This is a genomic window from Pseudomonas sp. H11T01 (assembly GCF_048515765.1).
In the GTDB taxonomy this organism is placed as follows: domain Bacteria; phylum Pseudomonadota; class Gammaproteobacteria; order Pseudomonadales; family Pseudomonadaceae; genus Aquipseudomonas.
The window spans coordinates 139,308-154,328 of the sequence record NZ_JBLYED010000001.1 but is presented as its reverse complement, the minus strand read 5'-3'; the positions used below and the strand labels follow the sequence as shown (position 1 = coordinate 154,328).

15 protein-coding genes are annotated in these 15,021 nt (G+C 58.1%); 10 read left to right on the top strand and 5 right to left on the bottom strand.

Translation table 11 applies throughout. The features are described 5' to 3' along the window. Positions 1-45: 45 nt before the first annotated feature. The 3 genes from ACN1C3_RS00740 to ACN1C3_RS00730 all read right to left on the bottom strand — a co-directional run bounded on the left by ACN1C3_RS00740 (position 46) and on the right by ACN1C3_RS00730 (position 2,786). Complete coding sequence (locus ACN1C3_RS00740; protein WP_419113875.1) at positions 46-366, bottom strand: DUF2388 domain-containing protein; 321 nt, start codon at positions 364-366, stop codon at positions 46-48. A gap of 159 nt (positions 367-525) precedes the next feature. Then, a complete protein-coding gene (locus ACN1C3_RS00735; RefSeq protein WP_419113874.1) occupies positions 526-2,307 on the bottom strand; it encodes a GspE/PulE family protein in 1,782 nt (593 codons plus the stop codon). 140 nt (positions 2,308-2,447) lie between these two features. Beyond that, positions 2,448-2,786, bottom strand: a complete 339-nt coding sequence (locus ACN1C3_RS00730) for a hypothetical protein (RefSeq protein WP_419113873.1) — start codon at positions 2,784-2,786, stop codon at positions 2,448-2,450. A 126-nt stretch (positions 2,787-2,912) separates the two neighbouring features. On the opposite strand from ACN1C3_RS00730, the gene ACN1C3_RS00725 reads away from it, so the two are divergent. Then, on the top strand, positions 2,913-3,377 hold the full coding sequence (locus tag ACN1C3_RS00725) for an Lrp/AsnC family transcriptional regulator (protein WP_150640660.1): 465 nt from the start codon (positions 2,913-2,915) through the stop codon (positions 3,375-3,377). 103 nt (positions 3,378-3,480) lie between these two features. Here the strand turns inward: ACN1C3_RS00725 and ACN1C3_RS00720 are convergent, their stop codons facing one another. Next, positions 3,481-4,848, bottom strand: coding sequence for an inorganic triphosphatase (locus ACN1C3_RS00720; RefSeq protein WP_419113872.1), 1,368 nt, complete (start codon positions 4,846-4,848; stop codon positions 3,481-3,483). 158 nt (positions 4,849-5,006) lie between these two features. Between ACN1C3_RS00720 and argE the strand changes: the two genes are divergently transcribed. From argE to ACN1C3_RS00675, 9 genes are all read left to right on the top strand, one after another. After that, entirely contained in the window at positions 5,007-6,155 is a 1,149-nt protein-coding gene (gene argE, locus ACN1C3_RS00715) for an acetylornithine deacetylase (protein ID WP_419113871.1), read from the top strand. A gap of 146 nt (positions 6,156-6,301) precedes the next feature. Continuing rightward, positions 6,302-7,600: an amino-acid N-acetyltransferase gene (argA, locus tag ACN1C3_RS00710; protein WP_419113870.1), complete on the top strand. Its 1,299-nt coding sequence runs from the start codon at positions 6,302-6,304 to the stop codon at positions 7,598-7,600. Positions 7,601-8,104: 504 nt separating this feature from the next. Continuing rightward, on the top strand, positions 8,105-9,478 hold the full coding sequence (locus ACN1C3_RS00705; RefSeq protein WP_419113869.1) for an OprD family porin: 1,374 nt from the start codon (positions 8,105-8,107) through the stop codon (positions 9,476-9,478). 272 nt (positions 9,479-9,750) lie between these two features. Next, on the top strand, positions 9,751-10,389 hold the full coding sequence (locus ACN1C3_RS00700) for a peroxiredoxin (protein ID WP_419113868.1): 639 nt from the start codon (positions 9,751-9,753) through the stop codon (positions 10,387-10,389). 208 nt (positions 10,390-10,597) lie between these two features. After that, on the top strand, positions 10,598-11,191 hold the full coding sequence (gene ssuE / locus ACN1C3_RS00695) for an NADPH-dependent FMN reductase (RefSeq protein WP_419113867.1): 594 nt from the start codon (positions 10,598-10,600) through the stop codon (positions 11,189-11,191). Between the two features lie 89 nt (positions 11,192-11,280). After that, a complete protein-coding gene (locus tag ACN1C3_RS00690) occupies positions 11,281-12,246 on the top strand; it encodes a sulfonate ABC transporter substrate-binding protein (RefSeq protein ID WP_419113866.1) in 966 nt (321 codons plus the stop codon). Between the two features lie 94 nt (positions 12,247-12,340). Then, positions 12,341-13,129, top strand: coding sequence for an aliphatic sulfonate ABC transporter permease SsuC (gene ssuC, locus ACN1C3_RS00685; RefSeq protein WP_419113865.1), 789 nt, complete (start codon positions 12,341-12,343; stop codon positions 13,127-13,129). Then, positions 13,126-13,932 (top strand): aliphatic sulfonates ABC transporter ATP-binding protein, encoded by an 807-nt coding sequence (ssuB, locus tag ACN1C3_RS00680; protein ID WP_419113864.1) that lies wholly within the window; start codon positions 13,126-13,128, stop codon positions 13,930-13,932. The genes ssuC and ssuB overlap by 4 nt, the downstream gene beginning before the upstream one ends. 42 nt (positions 13,933-13,974) lie before the next feature. Further along, entirely contained in the window at positions 13,975-14,190 is a 216-nt protein-coding gene (locus ACN1C3_RS00675; protein WP_419113863.1) for a TOBE domain-containing protein, read from the top strand. 47 nt (positions 14,191-14,237) lie between these two features. Here ACN1C3_RS00675 and ACN1C3_RS00670 read toward each other — a convergent pair whose 3' ends face one another. Then, the gene (locus ACN1C3_RS00670; RefSeq protein WP_419113862.1) at positions 14,238-15,014 is read right to left on the bottom strand and encodes a hypothetical protein; all 777 of its coding nucleotides are present in this window, start codon (positions 15,012-15,014) and stop codon (positions 14,238-14,240) included. Between the last annotated feature and the right edge of the window lie 7 nt (positions 15,015-15,021).

Genomic DNA, 15,021 nt, shown 5'->3' with positions numbered 1-15,021 from the left:
ATGCCGCTCCCGGGAGCGGCATTTTTTATTCAACAGAGCGGCAGATCACTGCTGTGCAACGGCATTCTTCGCGAGAATTGCGTTAGCCAGTTCCATATCGGTGGCCTGCAAACCCGGGTTGTCGGCGCGGACTTTCTGCATCGCGGCTTCCAGATACGGGCCGCGAATACCGCCATCGCTGGCAACGAAGCTGCTGGCGTCGTCTTGAGCGGCGATGACCAGCTTGTGATCCCTGGAGGTCAGGTAGGTGGAACCAGTGGTTGCACCTGAGGTAAGGACGTTACGCCAGAAGGTGTCCTCCGCCATTGCCGAGCCGACAGGAAAGGACAGCAAGGCCAGGGTGGCGACAGCTAATTTGAGACGCATGGGTGACTCCGACTTTGGGTTATCTGGCGCCTTTGATGCTAATAGCCCTACTGAGTTCCGTGACCCTCAATCGATACGTTCTACCTGGATGATGACCCCTTCCTGGGCGATCACCCGAACACGCGAGCCGACTGTTGTGTCCGGCTGGAAACCCCGCCGTTACTTCTGCTCACTCTGCGGTGTTACGCGCAGCACCTCCTCAATCGTGGTCAATCCGGCGGCGACTTTCTGCGCACCCGATAGTCGCAAGCTGCGCATGCCTTCCTTGAACGCCTGGTGACGCACGGCCAGCAGATCGGTGTCAGGGTGGATAAGCGCTTTGACGTTGTCGCTCAGCAACATGATTTCGTAGACCCCGGCCCGTCCTCGATAACCTGTATCGCGGCATTCCAGGCAGCCGATTGCCCGTTGGGCGTTGGTCGGTAATGGCGCTTGCCAGGGCTTGGTCAGGGTCTGCCAGTCGTCTTCACTTAGACTCAGTGGCGCTTTGCAGTGTGGGCAAAGGGTGCGCACCAGGCGTTGGGCCATAACGCCGAGTACGGTGGCCTTGATCAGGTAATGCGGCACGCCGAGTTCCAGCAGCCGGCTGATGGCGCTGGGGGCGTCGTTGGTGTGCAACGTCGACAGGACCAAGTGTCCGGTCAGTGCGGCCTGGATCGCCATTTCCGCGGTTTCCAGATCACGTATTTCGCCGATCATGATGATGTCCGGGTCTTGCCGCATCAGCGCCCGCACGCCGCTGGCAAAGGTCAGGTCGATGTTGTGCTGGACCTGCATCTGGTTGAACGCCGGTTCGACCATCTCGATCGGGTCTTCGATGGTGCAGAGGTTGACCTCGGGCGTCGCCAGTTTCTTCAGCGTGGTGTAGAGCGTGGTGGTTTTGCCCGAACCGGTGGGGCCGGTGACCAGAATGATGCCGTTGGGCTGGCGGGTCATGTCTTGCCAGCGGCGCAGGTCTTCGGCAGAGAAACCCAGCTGGTCGAAATCCTTGAGCAGCACTTCCGGGTCGAAAATCCGCATGACCATTTTTTCGCCAAAGGCCGTCGGTAACGTCGACAGCCGCAACTCGACTTCGCCACCGTCCGGGGTTTTGGTCTTGACCCGACCGTCCTGGGGTTTGCGCTTTTCCGCGACATTCATCCGGCCCAGGCTTTTCAGGCGACTGACAATCGCCATGGTCACCTGGGGTGGGAATTGGTAGACGTTGTGCAGCACGCCGTCGATGCGAAAACGCACGGTGCCTTGCTCGCGACGGGGTTCGATGTGGATATCACTGGCGCGCTGCTGGAAGGCGTACTGGAACAGCCAGTCGACAATATTGACGATGTGCGCGTCGTTGGCATCCGGCTCCTGATCACTGGCGCCGAGGTTGAGCAACTGCTCGAAGTTGCCCAGAGTGTTCATTTTTTGATCAGAGTTGTTGGCGCCGCTGACCGACTTGGCCAGCCGGAAAAACTCCACGGTAAAGCGCTGGATGTCCGCCGGGTTGGCCACCACGCGTTTGATCGGCAGCTTCAGGACGTGGGTCAGGTCGGCTTCCCAAGCGGTGACGTAGGGTTGCGCGCTGGCCACGGTCACCGCATCGCGGTCGATCGAAACCGCGAGGATTTTATGGCGCTGGGCGAAGGCATAGGACATCAGCGGGGTAATACCCGCGACGTTGATTTTCAGTGGGTCGATGCGCAAATAAGGCTGACCGGCCTGCTGCGCGAGCCATAGGGTCAGGCTCTCCAGGTCGAGCCGTTTGCCTGGGCGGCTGAGGTCATCGAGGTTTTGGCTGGCGAGGAACTCCAGCGGGTGGAGCTGACTATTGGTGGCATTGCGTCGTGTGCTCAGCGCGTGTTCGGCCGAATCCTGGCTGATAAAGCCTTGGGCGACCAGTTCACGCAGCAGATCATTGAGATCCAGCCAGCGGTCCTGAGTGAGGAGGGAAACGGACATGCGGGCTCCTTTTGAACAATCCTGTAACTAGCGGTTTAGACGTGTGCGTCTCTGACCACAGATTGCCAAGAATAGTCCGCGGATGAGCCGACCGTTCGGCCATTGCCAAACCAAGCATTGCGAGTTTTTGCTGACGGGCCTCAGCCGGTTGCTTGTGCGGGCTGAGCCCATGAAGCATCAGCCGGCTGCAAGTCCACTGAGCAAACACTGATCAAGTTACGGAGTTTTTCAGTGATCACTTGGGCGCGGTGCCAGCTCAGCCCGTCGAGCACCACATCGATCGACAGCAAATCGTCCTGTTGCAGCACGTTGACCTGCTGTGGAATCAGAAATTGCAAAGCGAAATGGTTAAGCACCCGACACAGCAGATCCGGTTCAGCTTCGGCGAGCAACTGATAGCGCACGCGGCAATGGGTGTTGTTGACGTTCCAGACATCGGCGCGGGTTGGGGTGGTGCTGACAGTTTCGAGAGGGGGCATGCTCGTTCTCCAAAATCACTGGAGAAATTTTTACATGCTGCTGCGGGTATTTCTTATCTATGATTGAACTAATTGAACATAAATTGAATTAATTAATTCGCCATAACAGTATTTTAGGGATTTTTTATGCATAGCGAGCTGGACGCTTACGATCGACGAATTCTGGCACTCCTCCAAGAGGACGCCTCGCTCTCCAGTGCGCAGATCGCCGAGCAGGTCGGGCTCTCGCAGTCGCCGTGCTGGCGACGGATTCAACGTCTCAAGGAAGAGGGTGTGATTCGCGGGCAAGTGACGTTGCTGGATCGCAAGAAGATCGGTCTCAACACGCAGATCTTTGCCGAGATCAAACTCAACGCTCACGGTCGCTCCAACTTCACTGAATTCACCGAGGCGATTCGCGGCTTTCCAGAAGTGCTGGAGTGTTATGTGCTGATGGGTTCAGTGGACTTTTTACTGCGCATCGTGACGGCGGATATCGAGGCCTACGAACGGTTTTTCTTCGAGAAGCTGTCGATGGTGCCGGGGATTCAGGAGGTCAACTCGATCGTGGCTTTGTCCGAAATCAAATCCACGACGAGTTTGCCGGTGTAGCAGTAAGTCTTGCGTTGAATCGTCTGACGTCTTCGCGGGCAAGCCCGGCTCCCACAGGTTTGGTGGTGACCCTGTGGGAGTGGGCTTGCCCGCGAAAGCGATCTTACAGACGCAGCAAAGTCTTCCAGGCACGGTTCTGGTAGACCGCAATCGCCTGCTGCTTGCGGGCATCGAGCGCTTCGTCGGTGATCGGCTCGTTGGCCAGTTGCTGCAGCTGTTTCAGCTCACCGTAGAGGCGATCCGTTTCCGGGATCTCCAGCACGCCACGGGCGTGATGCAACCAAGCCAGGATGCGTTCGATGCGCGGCAGTTGCTCGGCCAGGTCTTCCGGTTGTTGCTGGTAGCGCTGCAGTTGCAGGGCGACGGCTTCGTCAGCCAACAGACGCGGCAACCAGTTGCCCAATTGCGCAGCGCCCTGGCGATTGCCACGGGTATTGCGGTCGGCTGCCCAGGTGCGGGCCAGCAACCAGCGCGAGGTGTTCAACGAGAACAGGCCCCAGCGCACGTCTTCCAGTTCTTCAGCGAACTGTTCCGGCGCGGCTTTGCGCACGTCTTCGTCGTCCTGACCGGCTTGCACCAGTGGACGCCAGTCTTCCAGCAACGCATCGAGCGAGGCCCGCAGGTCGTGGGTCGATTGGCGCGGCGCGGCCTGGCCGAGGCTGCCGATCAGCGCGCGTAGTTCGGCGAGGTTCTCTACCCAATCCTGCAGCAGACGCCAGTGACCATTGAAACGGTATTGTTCGGCCAGACGCTGGCTGCTACTCAGCAAGTGCCAGCTCAATGCAGCGAACGCGTCGTCCAGCGGCAGTTCAGCAGTTATCTGCGGAGCGGGCAGGCTCAACGAATAGCTGTTGGCATCGAACAGGCGATAGCCACGCTCGGCCTTGCTGATGTCGCATGGCATCAGCGCCAAAGTGGCGGCCAGTTCAGCGGCGAGCTCCAGCAGGGCAGCTGGTTCGCCTTCGCGCAATTCCAGTTCCAGTTCGCAGATTTCTTCTTTCTGCTTGCCAACGATCACATGGCCCAGGTCCAGCGCGGCTTCGATGACCACTTTGGCCTTGCCACGGCCCCAGGCGATTTCGGCGCGTTCGCGGACGAAATCGGTGGTGAAGATCGGCTTGAGGGTCTTTTTGTCCAGCTCGGCCAGTTGCTCCGGCCAGCATTCGCCGTCGAGCTTTTTCACGTCGAGCTTGGCTTTGGGCAGGTTCCAGTCGTACTCGTTACGCTCGGACAGACCGGCGATGCTTTGACCACGGGTCTTGAGGGTCTGGATCACTTCTTCGCCATCACGGCGCAGGCGCAGGGCAACCTTGGCCTTGGCCAAGTCGCGCTCCGGCGTGTCGAAGTACTGGTTCATCAGTTCACGGCGTTCCCAGCCACTTTTGTTGCGTTTTTTCAGTAACGGATGCTCGCGCAGGGCGGCGAGGGTTTCGCGGCTGACGCGGAGTTTGATTTCGGTTTCTTTCTGCATGGCCGGAAAATCCAGGATCGGGAGCGCAGCCGGGGGAATGTGTGGCTGCCAAGGCCGTGCAGTGTACAGGACTCGCCGACTCGACGTGCCGCGGCGGTTTATTCCATGACACAGAAGGCCCTATGATGAAGCTCTTCTAGGGAGTCAGGAGTCAGCGCATGCCTTTGCCATCCATGAAAGATCAGTTCGCTGCGCTGATTGCTGCGCCGTCGGTCAGCTGTACCCAGCCGAGTCTGGATCAATCCAATCGTGCGGTGATCGACCTGCTGGCGACCTGGCTCGGCGATCTGGGTTTCGCCTGCGACATCCAGCAAGTCAGCCCCGGCAAGTTCAACCTGCTCGCCAGCTTCGGCTCTGGCCCCGGTGGCCTGGTGCTGGCCGGACACAGCGATACGGTGCCGTTCGACGGTGCGCTGTGGCAGACCGATCCGTTGAAATTGACCGAAGTCGACGGTCGTTGGGTTGGCCTCGGCAGTTGCGACATGAAGGGCTTTTTTGCGCTGGCCATCGAAGCCGTCCTGCCGCTGCTGGACAAGCCGTTCAAACAGCCGTTACTGATTCTCGCCACCTGCGACGAAGAAAGCTCCATGGCGGGTGCCCGTGCGCTGGCCGCAGCCGGTCGGCCACTGGGACGTGCCGCGGTGATCGGCGAGCCGACCGGGCTCAAGCCGATTCGTCTGCACAAAGGCGTGATGATGGAGCGCATCGATATTCTCGGACAAAGCGGCCACTCATCGGACCCGCGTCTGGGCCACAGCGCCCTCGAAGCCATGCACGATGCCATCGGCGAACTGCGCGGGTTGCGTCTGGCGTGGCAGCGTGAGTACCGCAATCCGCAGTTCAGCGTGCCGCAACCGACCCTGAATTTTGGCTGCATCCACGGTGGCGACAACCCGAACCGGATCTGCGGCCAGTGCTCGCTGGAATTCGACCTGCGTCCCTTGCCGGGCATGGACCCGAGCGTCTTGCGCGCAGCGATCCGGCAGAAGCTTGAGCCTATAGCCGAGTGGCATAAGGTGAAGATTGATTACGCGCCGTTGTTCCCCGAAGTACCGCCCTTCGAGCAGGCTGAAGACTGCGAATTGGTCCGGCTCGCGGAAAGACTCACCGGCCATCTCGCCGAAGCAGTAGCGTTTGGCACTGAAGCGCCTTATCTTCAGCGCCTCGGCTGCGAGACACTGGTGCTCGGCCCGGGCGACATTGCCTGCGCTCACCAACCGGGGGAATACCTCGAAATGTCACGTTTGCAGCCTACCGTGCATCTACTACGTCAATTGATCGAACATTATTGCCTGACGCCGGCCTGACCTCAGTTAAATCGCCGATGATCAAGCCCGTATCTATAAGGAGAGCTCGCGTGTCGCCAAGCCTGTTCCGACGATAACCAACAGCCCGCTGTGCGTTTTCTGTTTCGTCCTTTTTTCGGCTGCTTTTTATTACAGGCGCTGGTTTTATGCCCGAATACGTCAATTGGCTTCGTCACGCTTCTCCCTACATCAATGCCCACCGCGATTGCACCTTTGTCGTCATGCTTCCTGGCGACGGGATCGAGCACCCAAACTTCGGCAATATCGTCCACGACCTGGTGCTGTTGCACAGCCTGGGCGTGCGACTGGTGCTGGTTCATGGTTCCCGTCCGCAAATTGAAACCCGTCTCGCTGCTCGAGGCCTGACCCCGCATTACCACCATGGCATGCGCATCACCGATGCGGCGACGCTGGAATGCGTGATCGACGCGGTGGGCCAACTGCGGATTGCCATCGAAGCGCGCCTGTCCATGGACATGGCCTCCTCGCCGATGCAGGGTTCGCGCCTGCGGGTGGCGGGCGGCAATCTGGTGACTGCACGGCCGATTGGCGTGCTTGAAGGTGTCGACTATCACCACACCGGTGAAGTGCGCCGGGTCGACCGCAAAGGCATCAACCGTCTGCTGGATGAACGTTCGATCGTTCTGCTCTCGCCGTTGGGCTACTCGCCGACCGGGGAAATCTTCAACCTGGCCTGCGAAGACGTCGCGACCCGCGCCGCCATCGACCTGGGTGCCGACAAACTGCTGCTGTTTGGTGCCGACCTCGGCCTGATCGACGAAAACGGCAGGCTAGTGCGCGAGTTGCGTCCGCAACAGGTGCCGGCGCATTTGCAGCGTCTGGGCGGTAACTACCAGGCGGAATTGCTGGATGCGGCGGCTGAAGCCTGTCGAGGCGGTGTAGGTCGTAGCCATATCGTCAGTTATGTAGAAAACGGCGCGTTGCTGACCGAACTCTTCACCCGCGACGGTGGCGGTACGCTGGTCGCGCAAGAGCAGTTCGAATTGGTCCGTGAAGCGGCCATTGAAGACGTCGGCGGTTTGCTGGATTTGATCAGTCCGCTGGAAGAGCAGGGCATCCTGGTTCGCCGTTCCCGCGAGGTGCTGGAGCGTGAGATCGAACAGTTCAGCGTGGTCGAGCGCGAAGGTATGATCATCGCCTGTGCGGCGCTGTATCAGATTGCCGATTCTGATGCAGGGGAGTTGGCTTGCCTGGCGGTGAACCCGGAATATCGCCATGGCGGTCGTGGTGATGAATTGCTGGAACGGATCGAAACCCGTGCTCGCGATCAGGGGCTCAAAACCTTGTTCGTGCTGACCACGCGTACCGCTCACTGGTTCCGTGAGCGTGGCTTCGTGCCAAGCAGCGTCGAGCGCCTGCCCTCGGCTCGGGCCTCGCTGTACAACTACCAGCGTAATTCGAAGATCTTCGAAAAAACCTTGTAAGTACTCATCATAATCCACCCGCACCGTCTCAACACCTCGCTTCCAGGCCGCGGCTATTTCTGCGGGCTGGAAGAAATTCGAGCGATATACAAACTGTAACAATTTGACTGGATGATGCGCGTTTGGCCATTATGGCGTCGCCTTTTTGATCGTGGTTGACGTTTGATGAATACATCAGAGCTAAACGATCTAAATAGCGGCAAAAAAACACCATTCAGGAATTAGCTTGTGAACCGATGCCTTCTGGCTCGGTTCAGTGAGTCACACAAAGCGTTATTCCTGAATAGCATGAAAAAGAATGAAATAATTCTTTTTGGGTTTATGGAAAAGTCATTACCCTGCACGGACCAAATTACGGCGGTTAGACCATGGTCGTAGACACGCATGGTTACGATTGACTTGTCAGTCACGGTACGGTGCTAATCGCGCTACTGCGGATCCAGGGCGTTAGACCCAGGACCAAAGAACACAAGAATTAGAAATTAGAACGAGAGGAGCGAAATAATGAACAAGTCCACGTTGGCCCTGGCTGTGGCCGTAGGGGTTTTGGCGCAGCAGGCAGGCGCCGCAGGTTTCATCGAAGACAGCAAGGCCACCCTGGGGCTGCGCAACTTCTACATCAACAACGATAACCGCGATTCGGACACCAAGGCCGCAAAAGCACAGAACTACCAATCCGAGTGGGGCCAAGGCTTCGACCTGCGATTCACGTCCGGCTTCACCCAGGGCACCGTTGGTTTCGGCGTTGACGCCATCGGCCTGTTGGGCGTCAAGCTGGATTCCAGTGAAGCCAAGCACGGCAACCCGACGGGTGCTCTCTCTGGCGGCAACGTCTTCCCAACCCAAGGTAACGAAGCGGTTGACGATTTCTCCAGCCTGGGCCTGACCGCCAAAGCCAAGGTTGCGCAAACCGAACTGCGCCTCGGCACCTTGACGCCTAAAAACCCTGTGGTCGTGACCAACGACAGTCGTCTGGTCACTCAGACGTTCCAGGGCGGCCAGATCCAGTCGAACGATATCAAGGACCTGACCCTGACCGCAGGTCAGCTCGAGCACGCCAAAGGGCGTAACTCCACCGACGAAAAGGGCCTGTCCATTGCAGGTGCCAACGGCGGTTCCGACTACTCCAAAGCCAAGCTCAGCAACAAGTTCTACTACGCAGGTGCCGACTACAAGCTCACCAAAGATCTGACGGCCTCGTACTACTACGGCAACCTGGAAGACTTCTACAAGCAGCACTTCCTGGGTCTGGTTCACAACTGGTCAATCGGCCCGGGCGTACTGAAGTCTGATTTCCGTTACTTCAACAGCAAAGACGATGGCGCCAATGGCCATGATGCGGGCTTCTTCACTTCCGGCTACTACGGCGGTACAACTACTAAAGGCAGAGTCGACAACAACCTGTACAGCGGCCTGTTCCTGTACTCGGTTGCCGGTCACACCTTCGGTGGCGGCTACCAGCTCAGCAGTGGCGACAGTGATTTCCCTTGGCTGAACCAGGGTGATGGCTCGTCCAACTACACCATCACCGACATGCAGATCCAGAAGTTCGCCCATGCCGGCGAACGTACTTGGCAAGCTCGCTACGCCTATGACTTCGCCAAGGTTGGCCTGCCAGGCCTGACCGCCGGTATCATTTATCTGCGTGGTGACAGCATTGATACCGTCGGTAAAGTCGGCGCTGCCCAAACCTCTACGCTGGGCACTGGCACCAGCGAGTGGGAACGCGACATTGCTTTAGCCTACGTTGTACCGGAAGGCCCGCTGAAAAACGTCGGTGTGACCTGGAAAAACGCCATGTGGCGCAACGACATCCCGGGTCAGCGCGATCAGGACGAAAACCGTCTGATCGTCAGCTACTCGATCCCGTTGTTGTAATTCACGCATGAAAAACCCCGCCCGGCGCAACGCCGGGCCGGGTGTTTTTTCAAGTCAGGCTTACCCCTCGCAAGCCATCATCGAATCCCTTTTTACAGCTCCTCAAGGCCTTCTCGAACCTCGGCGAGCAGGGTGGTCTTCGCGTGCCTGTGCGTCCAATGAAGAGTTGTTTAATATTCATTTTTGATCTAAATAGATCAGTATTTATTCTTTTTAAATAATAATCGATGCAGGCAGAGTGGGCTCAATAAGCACTCACAAGGAGCAGCATCATGAGCCTCAGACTTCGCGACATCGCCCCCGATTTCGAACAGGACTCCAGCGCCGGCACGATTCGTTTTCACGAGTGGCTTGGCGATAGCTGGGGCGTGCTGTTTTCCCATCCGGCGGACTTCACCCCAGTGTGCACCACGGAGCTCGGTTTCACCGCCAAGCTCAAAGACGAATTCGCCAAGCGCGGCGTCAAGGCCATTGCCTTGTCGGTCGACCCGGTGGACTCGCACCACAGGTGGATCGAAGACATCAACGAAACCCAAAGCACCCTCGTCAATTTCCCGATCCTCGCGGACGCTGATCGCAAAGTCTGTGACCTCTACGACCTCATTCATCCCAATGCCAACGACACCCTGACCGTGCGTTCGCTGTTCGTTATCGATCCGAACAAAAAGGTGCGTCTGACCATTACTTATCCGGCCAGTACCGGGCGTAACTTCCATGAAATTTTGCGGGTGATTGATTCGCTGCAACTTACCGACCACTACAAAGTGGCCACGCCGGCCAACTGGCAGGACGGTGACGAGGTGGTGATCGTTCCATCGCTCAAGGATGAAGACGAGATCAAGAAACGCTTCCCGAAAGGCTACCGCGCGGTGAAACCGTATCTGCGATTGACACCGCAGCCTAATCGTTAACGTCAAAAGGGTATCCACAAAGCAAGGGTTTCAGGCCGTTTCGACGGCCTGTTTTTTTGTCTGGAGAAATCTCTTTCGCATATTCGTTTAGGGAATAAACAAATGAATAAATAAGATTTATGGATATATAAATCACCTGTTATGGTCTGTTCATCTTAGCGAGATCGCAGTGAGCGAATCGCCAACAACCGCCTAAGGAATTATTTGCATGCTGGTCGTCTCACTTGGTGGAAGTCCCAGCCAGCGCTCCCGTTCCGGGGTGTTGCTGGACCATTCCAAACGCTGGTTACAGCAGCAAGGCGTGGAGGTGGTGAGTTTTCAGGTACGGGACTTCCCGGCCGAAGACTTGCTTCACGCACGCTTCGACAGCCCCATGGTGCTTAACCTGCTGCAACAGATTGAAAACGCCGATGGCCTGCTGATCGCCACGCCGGTTTACAAAGCGTCGTTCTCCGGCGCACTGAAGACCGTGCTCGATCTGCTGCCGGAGCGTGCACTGAGCCACAAGGTGGTATTGCCCATGGCCACCGGCGGCAGCATCGCTCACATGCTGGCAGTGGATTACGCGCTCAAACCGGTGTTGTCGGCATTGAAGGCTCAGGAAATGCTCCATGGGATTTTCGCCGAAGACAGCCAGATCGCTTATGGCGAAGGCAGCGCCCAGGCGCAGTTGGTGCCGATACTGGAGCGACGCTTGGACGAGGCATTGGAGCAGTTCTACAGCGCGATGGCGCGGCGGCCCAAGCCGATTGATCCGAATCTGTTGAACGAACGTTTATTGAGTGCTCGCTGGAGCATTTAAGCCCTGCCGGAATTTGATGTACTCGCCTTACTCGCCCGCTAACGGGCAAGCAGGTGCAGCCAAAACCCAACAGCAAAAAGGAGAGCGCTATGCGCACTGTCATTTTGCGTCGTGGTCTGGTCGCTCTGTTTGCTGCGGCTGTGTCCTTCGGCGTTATTACTCAAGCCCAAGCCGAGAGCTTGCGCATCGGCTATCAGAAATACGGCACTCTGGTGCTGCTCAAGGCCAAAGGCTCGCTGGAAAAACGTCTCGCCGCTCAAGGTGTCGACGTGCAATGGACTGAGTTCCCTGGCGGCCCGCAGCTGCTTGAAGGGCTGAACGTCGGTTCCATTGACTTTGGTGTGACCGGCGAAACGCCTCCGGTGTTCGCTCAGGCGGCCGGTGCCGATTTGCTCTACGTGGCTTATGAGCCACCAGCGCCGACCAGCGAAGCGATCCTCGTCCCGAAAGACTCGCCGATCAAATCGGTGAAGGACCTCAAGGGCAAGAAGGTCGTCCTCAACAAAGGCTCCAACGTTCATTACCTGCTGGTCCGTGCCCTCGAAGACGCCGGCCTCAAATACACCGACATCCAGACCGTATTCCTGCCTCCGGCCGATGCCCGTGCTGCGTTCGAACGCGGCAGCGTCGACGCCTGGGTGATCTGGGACCCGTACCAGGCCGCCGCCGAACAGCAACTGCAAGCGCGCACCCTGCGTGATGGCAGCGGCATCGTCGACAACCATCAGTTCTATCTGGCAACCAAGCCCTACGCCGAAAAACACCCGCAAGTGATCAAGGCGCTGGTGGAAGAAGTGCGCGCAGTCGGCGAGTGGTCCAAGGCCAATCCCGAAGATGTGACCAAACAGGTTTCGCCACTGCTCGGTCTGCCCGCGGACATCACCCTCACCTCAGTGAAACGTCAGGGCTACGGCGCACTGTTTCTTACCCCGAAAGTGGTCGCCGCTCAGCAAAAGATCGCCGACAGCTTTTACCAACTCAAACTGATCCCGAAACCACTGAGCATCAAAGACGTGATCTGGACGCCACCTGCGACCGTTGCCAATGCGCCGTAATTCGAATTCCTTAGGAGACAACTCCATGAGCCTCGCTATTTTCTGGTTCCTGCCCATTCTTCCTAAAGCTGCGTCCCAGAGCTGAGGCGCGACCATGAAGACCCACAAAATTATCCACAGCCTCTCGCCGTGGGCCTTGCCGGTGTTGTTGCTCGCGGTGTGGCAGTTGTCCGTATCGGCGGGCTGGTTGTCGACACGGATTCTGCCGGCACCGAGCGCGGTGATCGAGGCCGGTGTGAGCCTGGTCCGTAGCGGCGAAATCTGGACTCATCTGGCAATCAGCGGCTGGCGTGCGGCAGTCGGTTTTTTGATCGGTGGCAGCATCGGTCTGGCCCTGGGCTTTATCACCGGGTTGTCGAAATGGGGCGAACGTCTCCTCGACACTTCGGTGCAGATGATCCGCAACGTGCCGCATCTGGCACTGATTCCGTTGGTGATTCTGTGGTTCGGCATCGATGAGTCGGCGAAGGTTTTTCTGGTGGCGTTGGGCACTGTGTTCCCGATCTATCTCAACACCTATCACGGCATTCGCAACGTTGACCCGGCGCTGGTGGAAATGTCCCGCAGTTATGGTTTGTCCGGTTTCGGTTTGTTCCGTCAGGTGATTCTGCCGGGAGCGCTGCCTTCGATTCTGGTGGGTGTGCGCTTCGCGCTGGGCTTTATGTGGCTGACCTTGATCGTCGCCGAAACCATCTCCGCCAGCTCGGGCATCGGCTATCTGGCGATGAATGCCCGGGAGTTTTTGCAGACTGATGTGGTGGTGTTGGCGATCCTGTTGTACGCGGTGCTCGGCAAATTGGCCGACCTCGCGGCCCGTGGTCTGGAACGTGTCTGGTTGCGCTGGCACCCGGCCTATCAAGTGGCTAAAGGCGGTGCCGTATGACGGCTCAACAACCACCTCGCCTGCTGCGCGGGATTCCGCTGGCGGTGCGCAAGCTGCGAAAAACGTTTGGTCAACGCCAGGTGCTGCGTGAGATCGATCTGCATATTCCTGCCGGCCAGTTCGTTGCCGTGGTCGGTCGCAGCGGTTGCGGCAAAAGCACCTTGCTGCGCTTGCTCGCCGGTCTCGATAAACCCACGGGTGGTGAATTGCTCGCCGGTTCAGCGCCGCTGAGTGAAGCGATAGAAGACACCCGTTTAATGTTTCAGGAAGCGCGTTTGCTGCCCTGGAAAAAGGTTATCGACAACGTTGGGCTCGGGCTCAAGGGCAACTGGCGGCCGCAAGCACTGGATGCGCTAGAAGCCGTCGGCCTGGCGGATCGCGCCAATGAATGGCCCGCAGCATTGTCCGGTGGGCAGAAGCAGCGTGTCGCACTGGCCCGCGCCTTGATTCATCAACCTCGGTTGCTGTTGCTCGACGAACCGCTGGGCGCACTGGATGCCCTGACTCGAATCGAGATGCAGCAATTGATCGAACGCCTGTGGCAGAAGCACGGATTCACCGTGCTGCTGGTGACCCACGATGTCAGTGAAGCCGTGGCAATTGCTGATCGGGTGATCCTGATCGAAGAGGGCGAAATCGGCCTCGACCTGCAGGTGGAACTGCCGCGTCCTCGGGTTCGTGGTTCCCATCGGCTTGCAGCGCTGGAAACCGAAGTTCTTAACCGCGTGTTGTCGCTCCCCGGTTCGCCACCTGAGCCGGAACCCGTTTCACCCTTGCCCACGCAATTGCGTTGGGCCCAGTAACTCAACTGCAAAAAATCTCTTACCCAAACAGGAATACCGCTCATGACTATTAAAGCCATCAACGTCCGTAACCAGTTCAAAGGCACCATCAAGGAAATCGTCGAAGGGGATGTTCTGTCGGAAATTGACGTGCAGACCGCTTCCGGCGTGGTCACTTCGGTGATCACCACACGTTCGGTCAAAGAGTTGGAACTGGTGGTCGGCAGTGAAGTGATTGCCTTCGTGAAATCCACCGAGGTATCGATCGCCAAGTTGTAATCAGTGCGCAACGACAACCCCGAATGGTTTCAGCCCTTCGGGGTTTTTCAGGTTTGTTGTCGGGGATCAGGCATGCAGCGCCAACCTTGAGCGGGAGCAACACTCCCGAGTGAAGGCATGACGGTTTCATCGGCGAAAAGGTCTGCGGCAAACGGGTCTATCGATGAGGGCAACAGACATTGGCCGGCGTTGGCGGGCAGGGTTGAACACTCGATTTGCCACGGGGCTCTTCCGGCGTGATGCCGGCCGAAAGACAGTTCACAGGCCAAGAGGGCGGTTGAGTTTTGGGGGCTGATCTTTTCGCGCAAATGACCGCCGGGTGTCAGCGGTGTAGGGCGACTGGCGGCGAACAGGAAATAATCCCCGGCCAGTAGCAGACAGCCCTGACGCGATGGGTCATCCATGGCTTGCAACCATTGGCCACGACACACGCCGAGGGAATCGGGCAAGCGCTCCCATATTTCGTAGTAACTATCGTCCAGAGCGGTCTCGAGCAGGCGTTCGCTGGTTTCAAACTGCATGCGACCAATGTCTTCTTCGCCGCTGACCGGCTGATAGTCCATTTTGCGATGCCATTGGCAAATGTCCGCGTCGACCTGGGTCACCCCGGCGAAGCCTTTCTGTTCGCACAACGCCAGACGTTGAGCATGGCTGAGTGCTTCGAGCGCCAGACCTGGAAGCGAGTTGGGCGGGATTCGCAGGTCGGCAAACAGTCGCGGAGTTTGTAGCCAATACACAGCCGTTTCGCTGTCCGAACGCCCCGAGCTGTGCTGGATCAAGCGCCGCTGCCATACGCCAAGATAACTCTGCGGAACCTGCTGCATTTGAGAC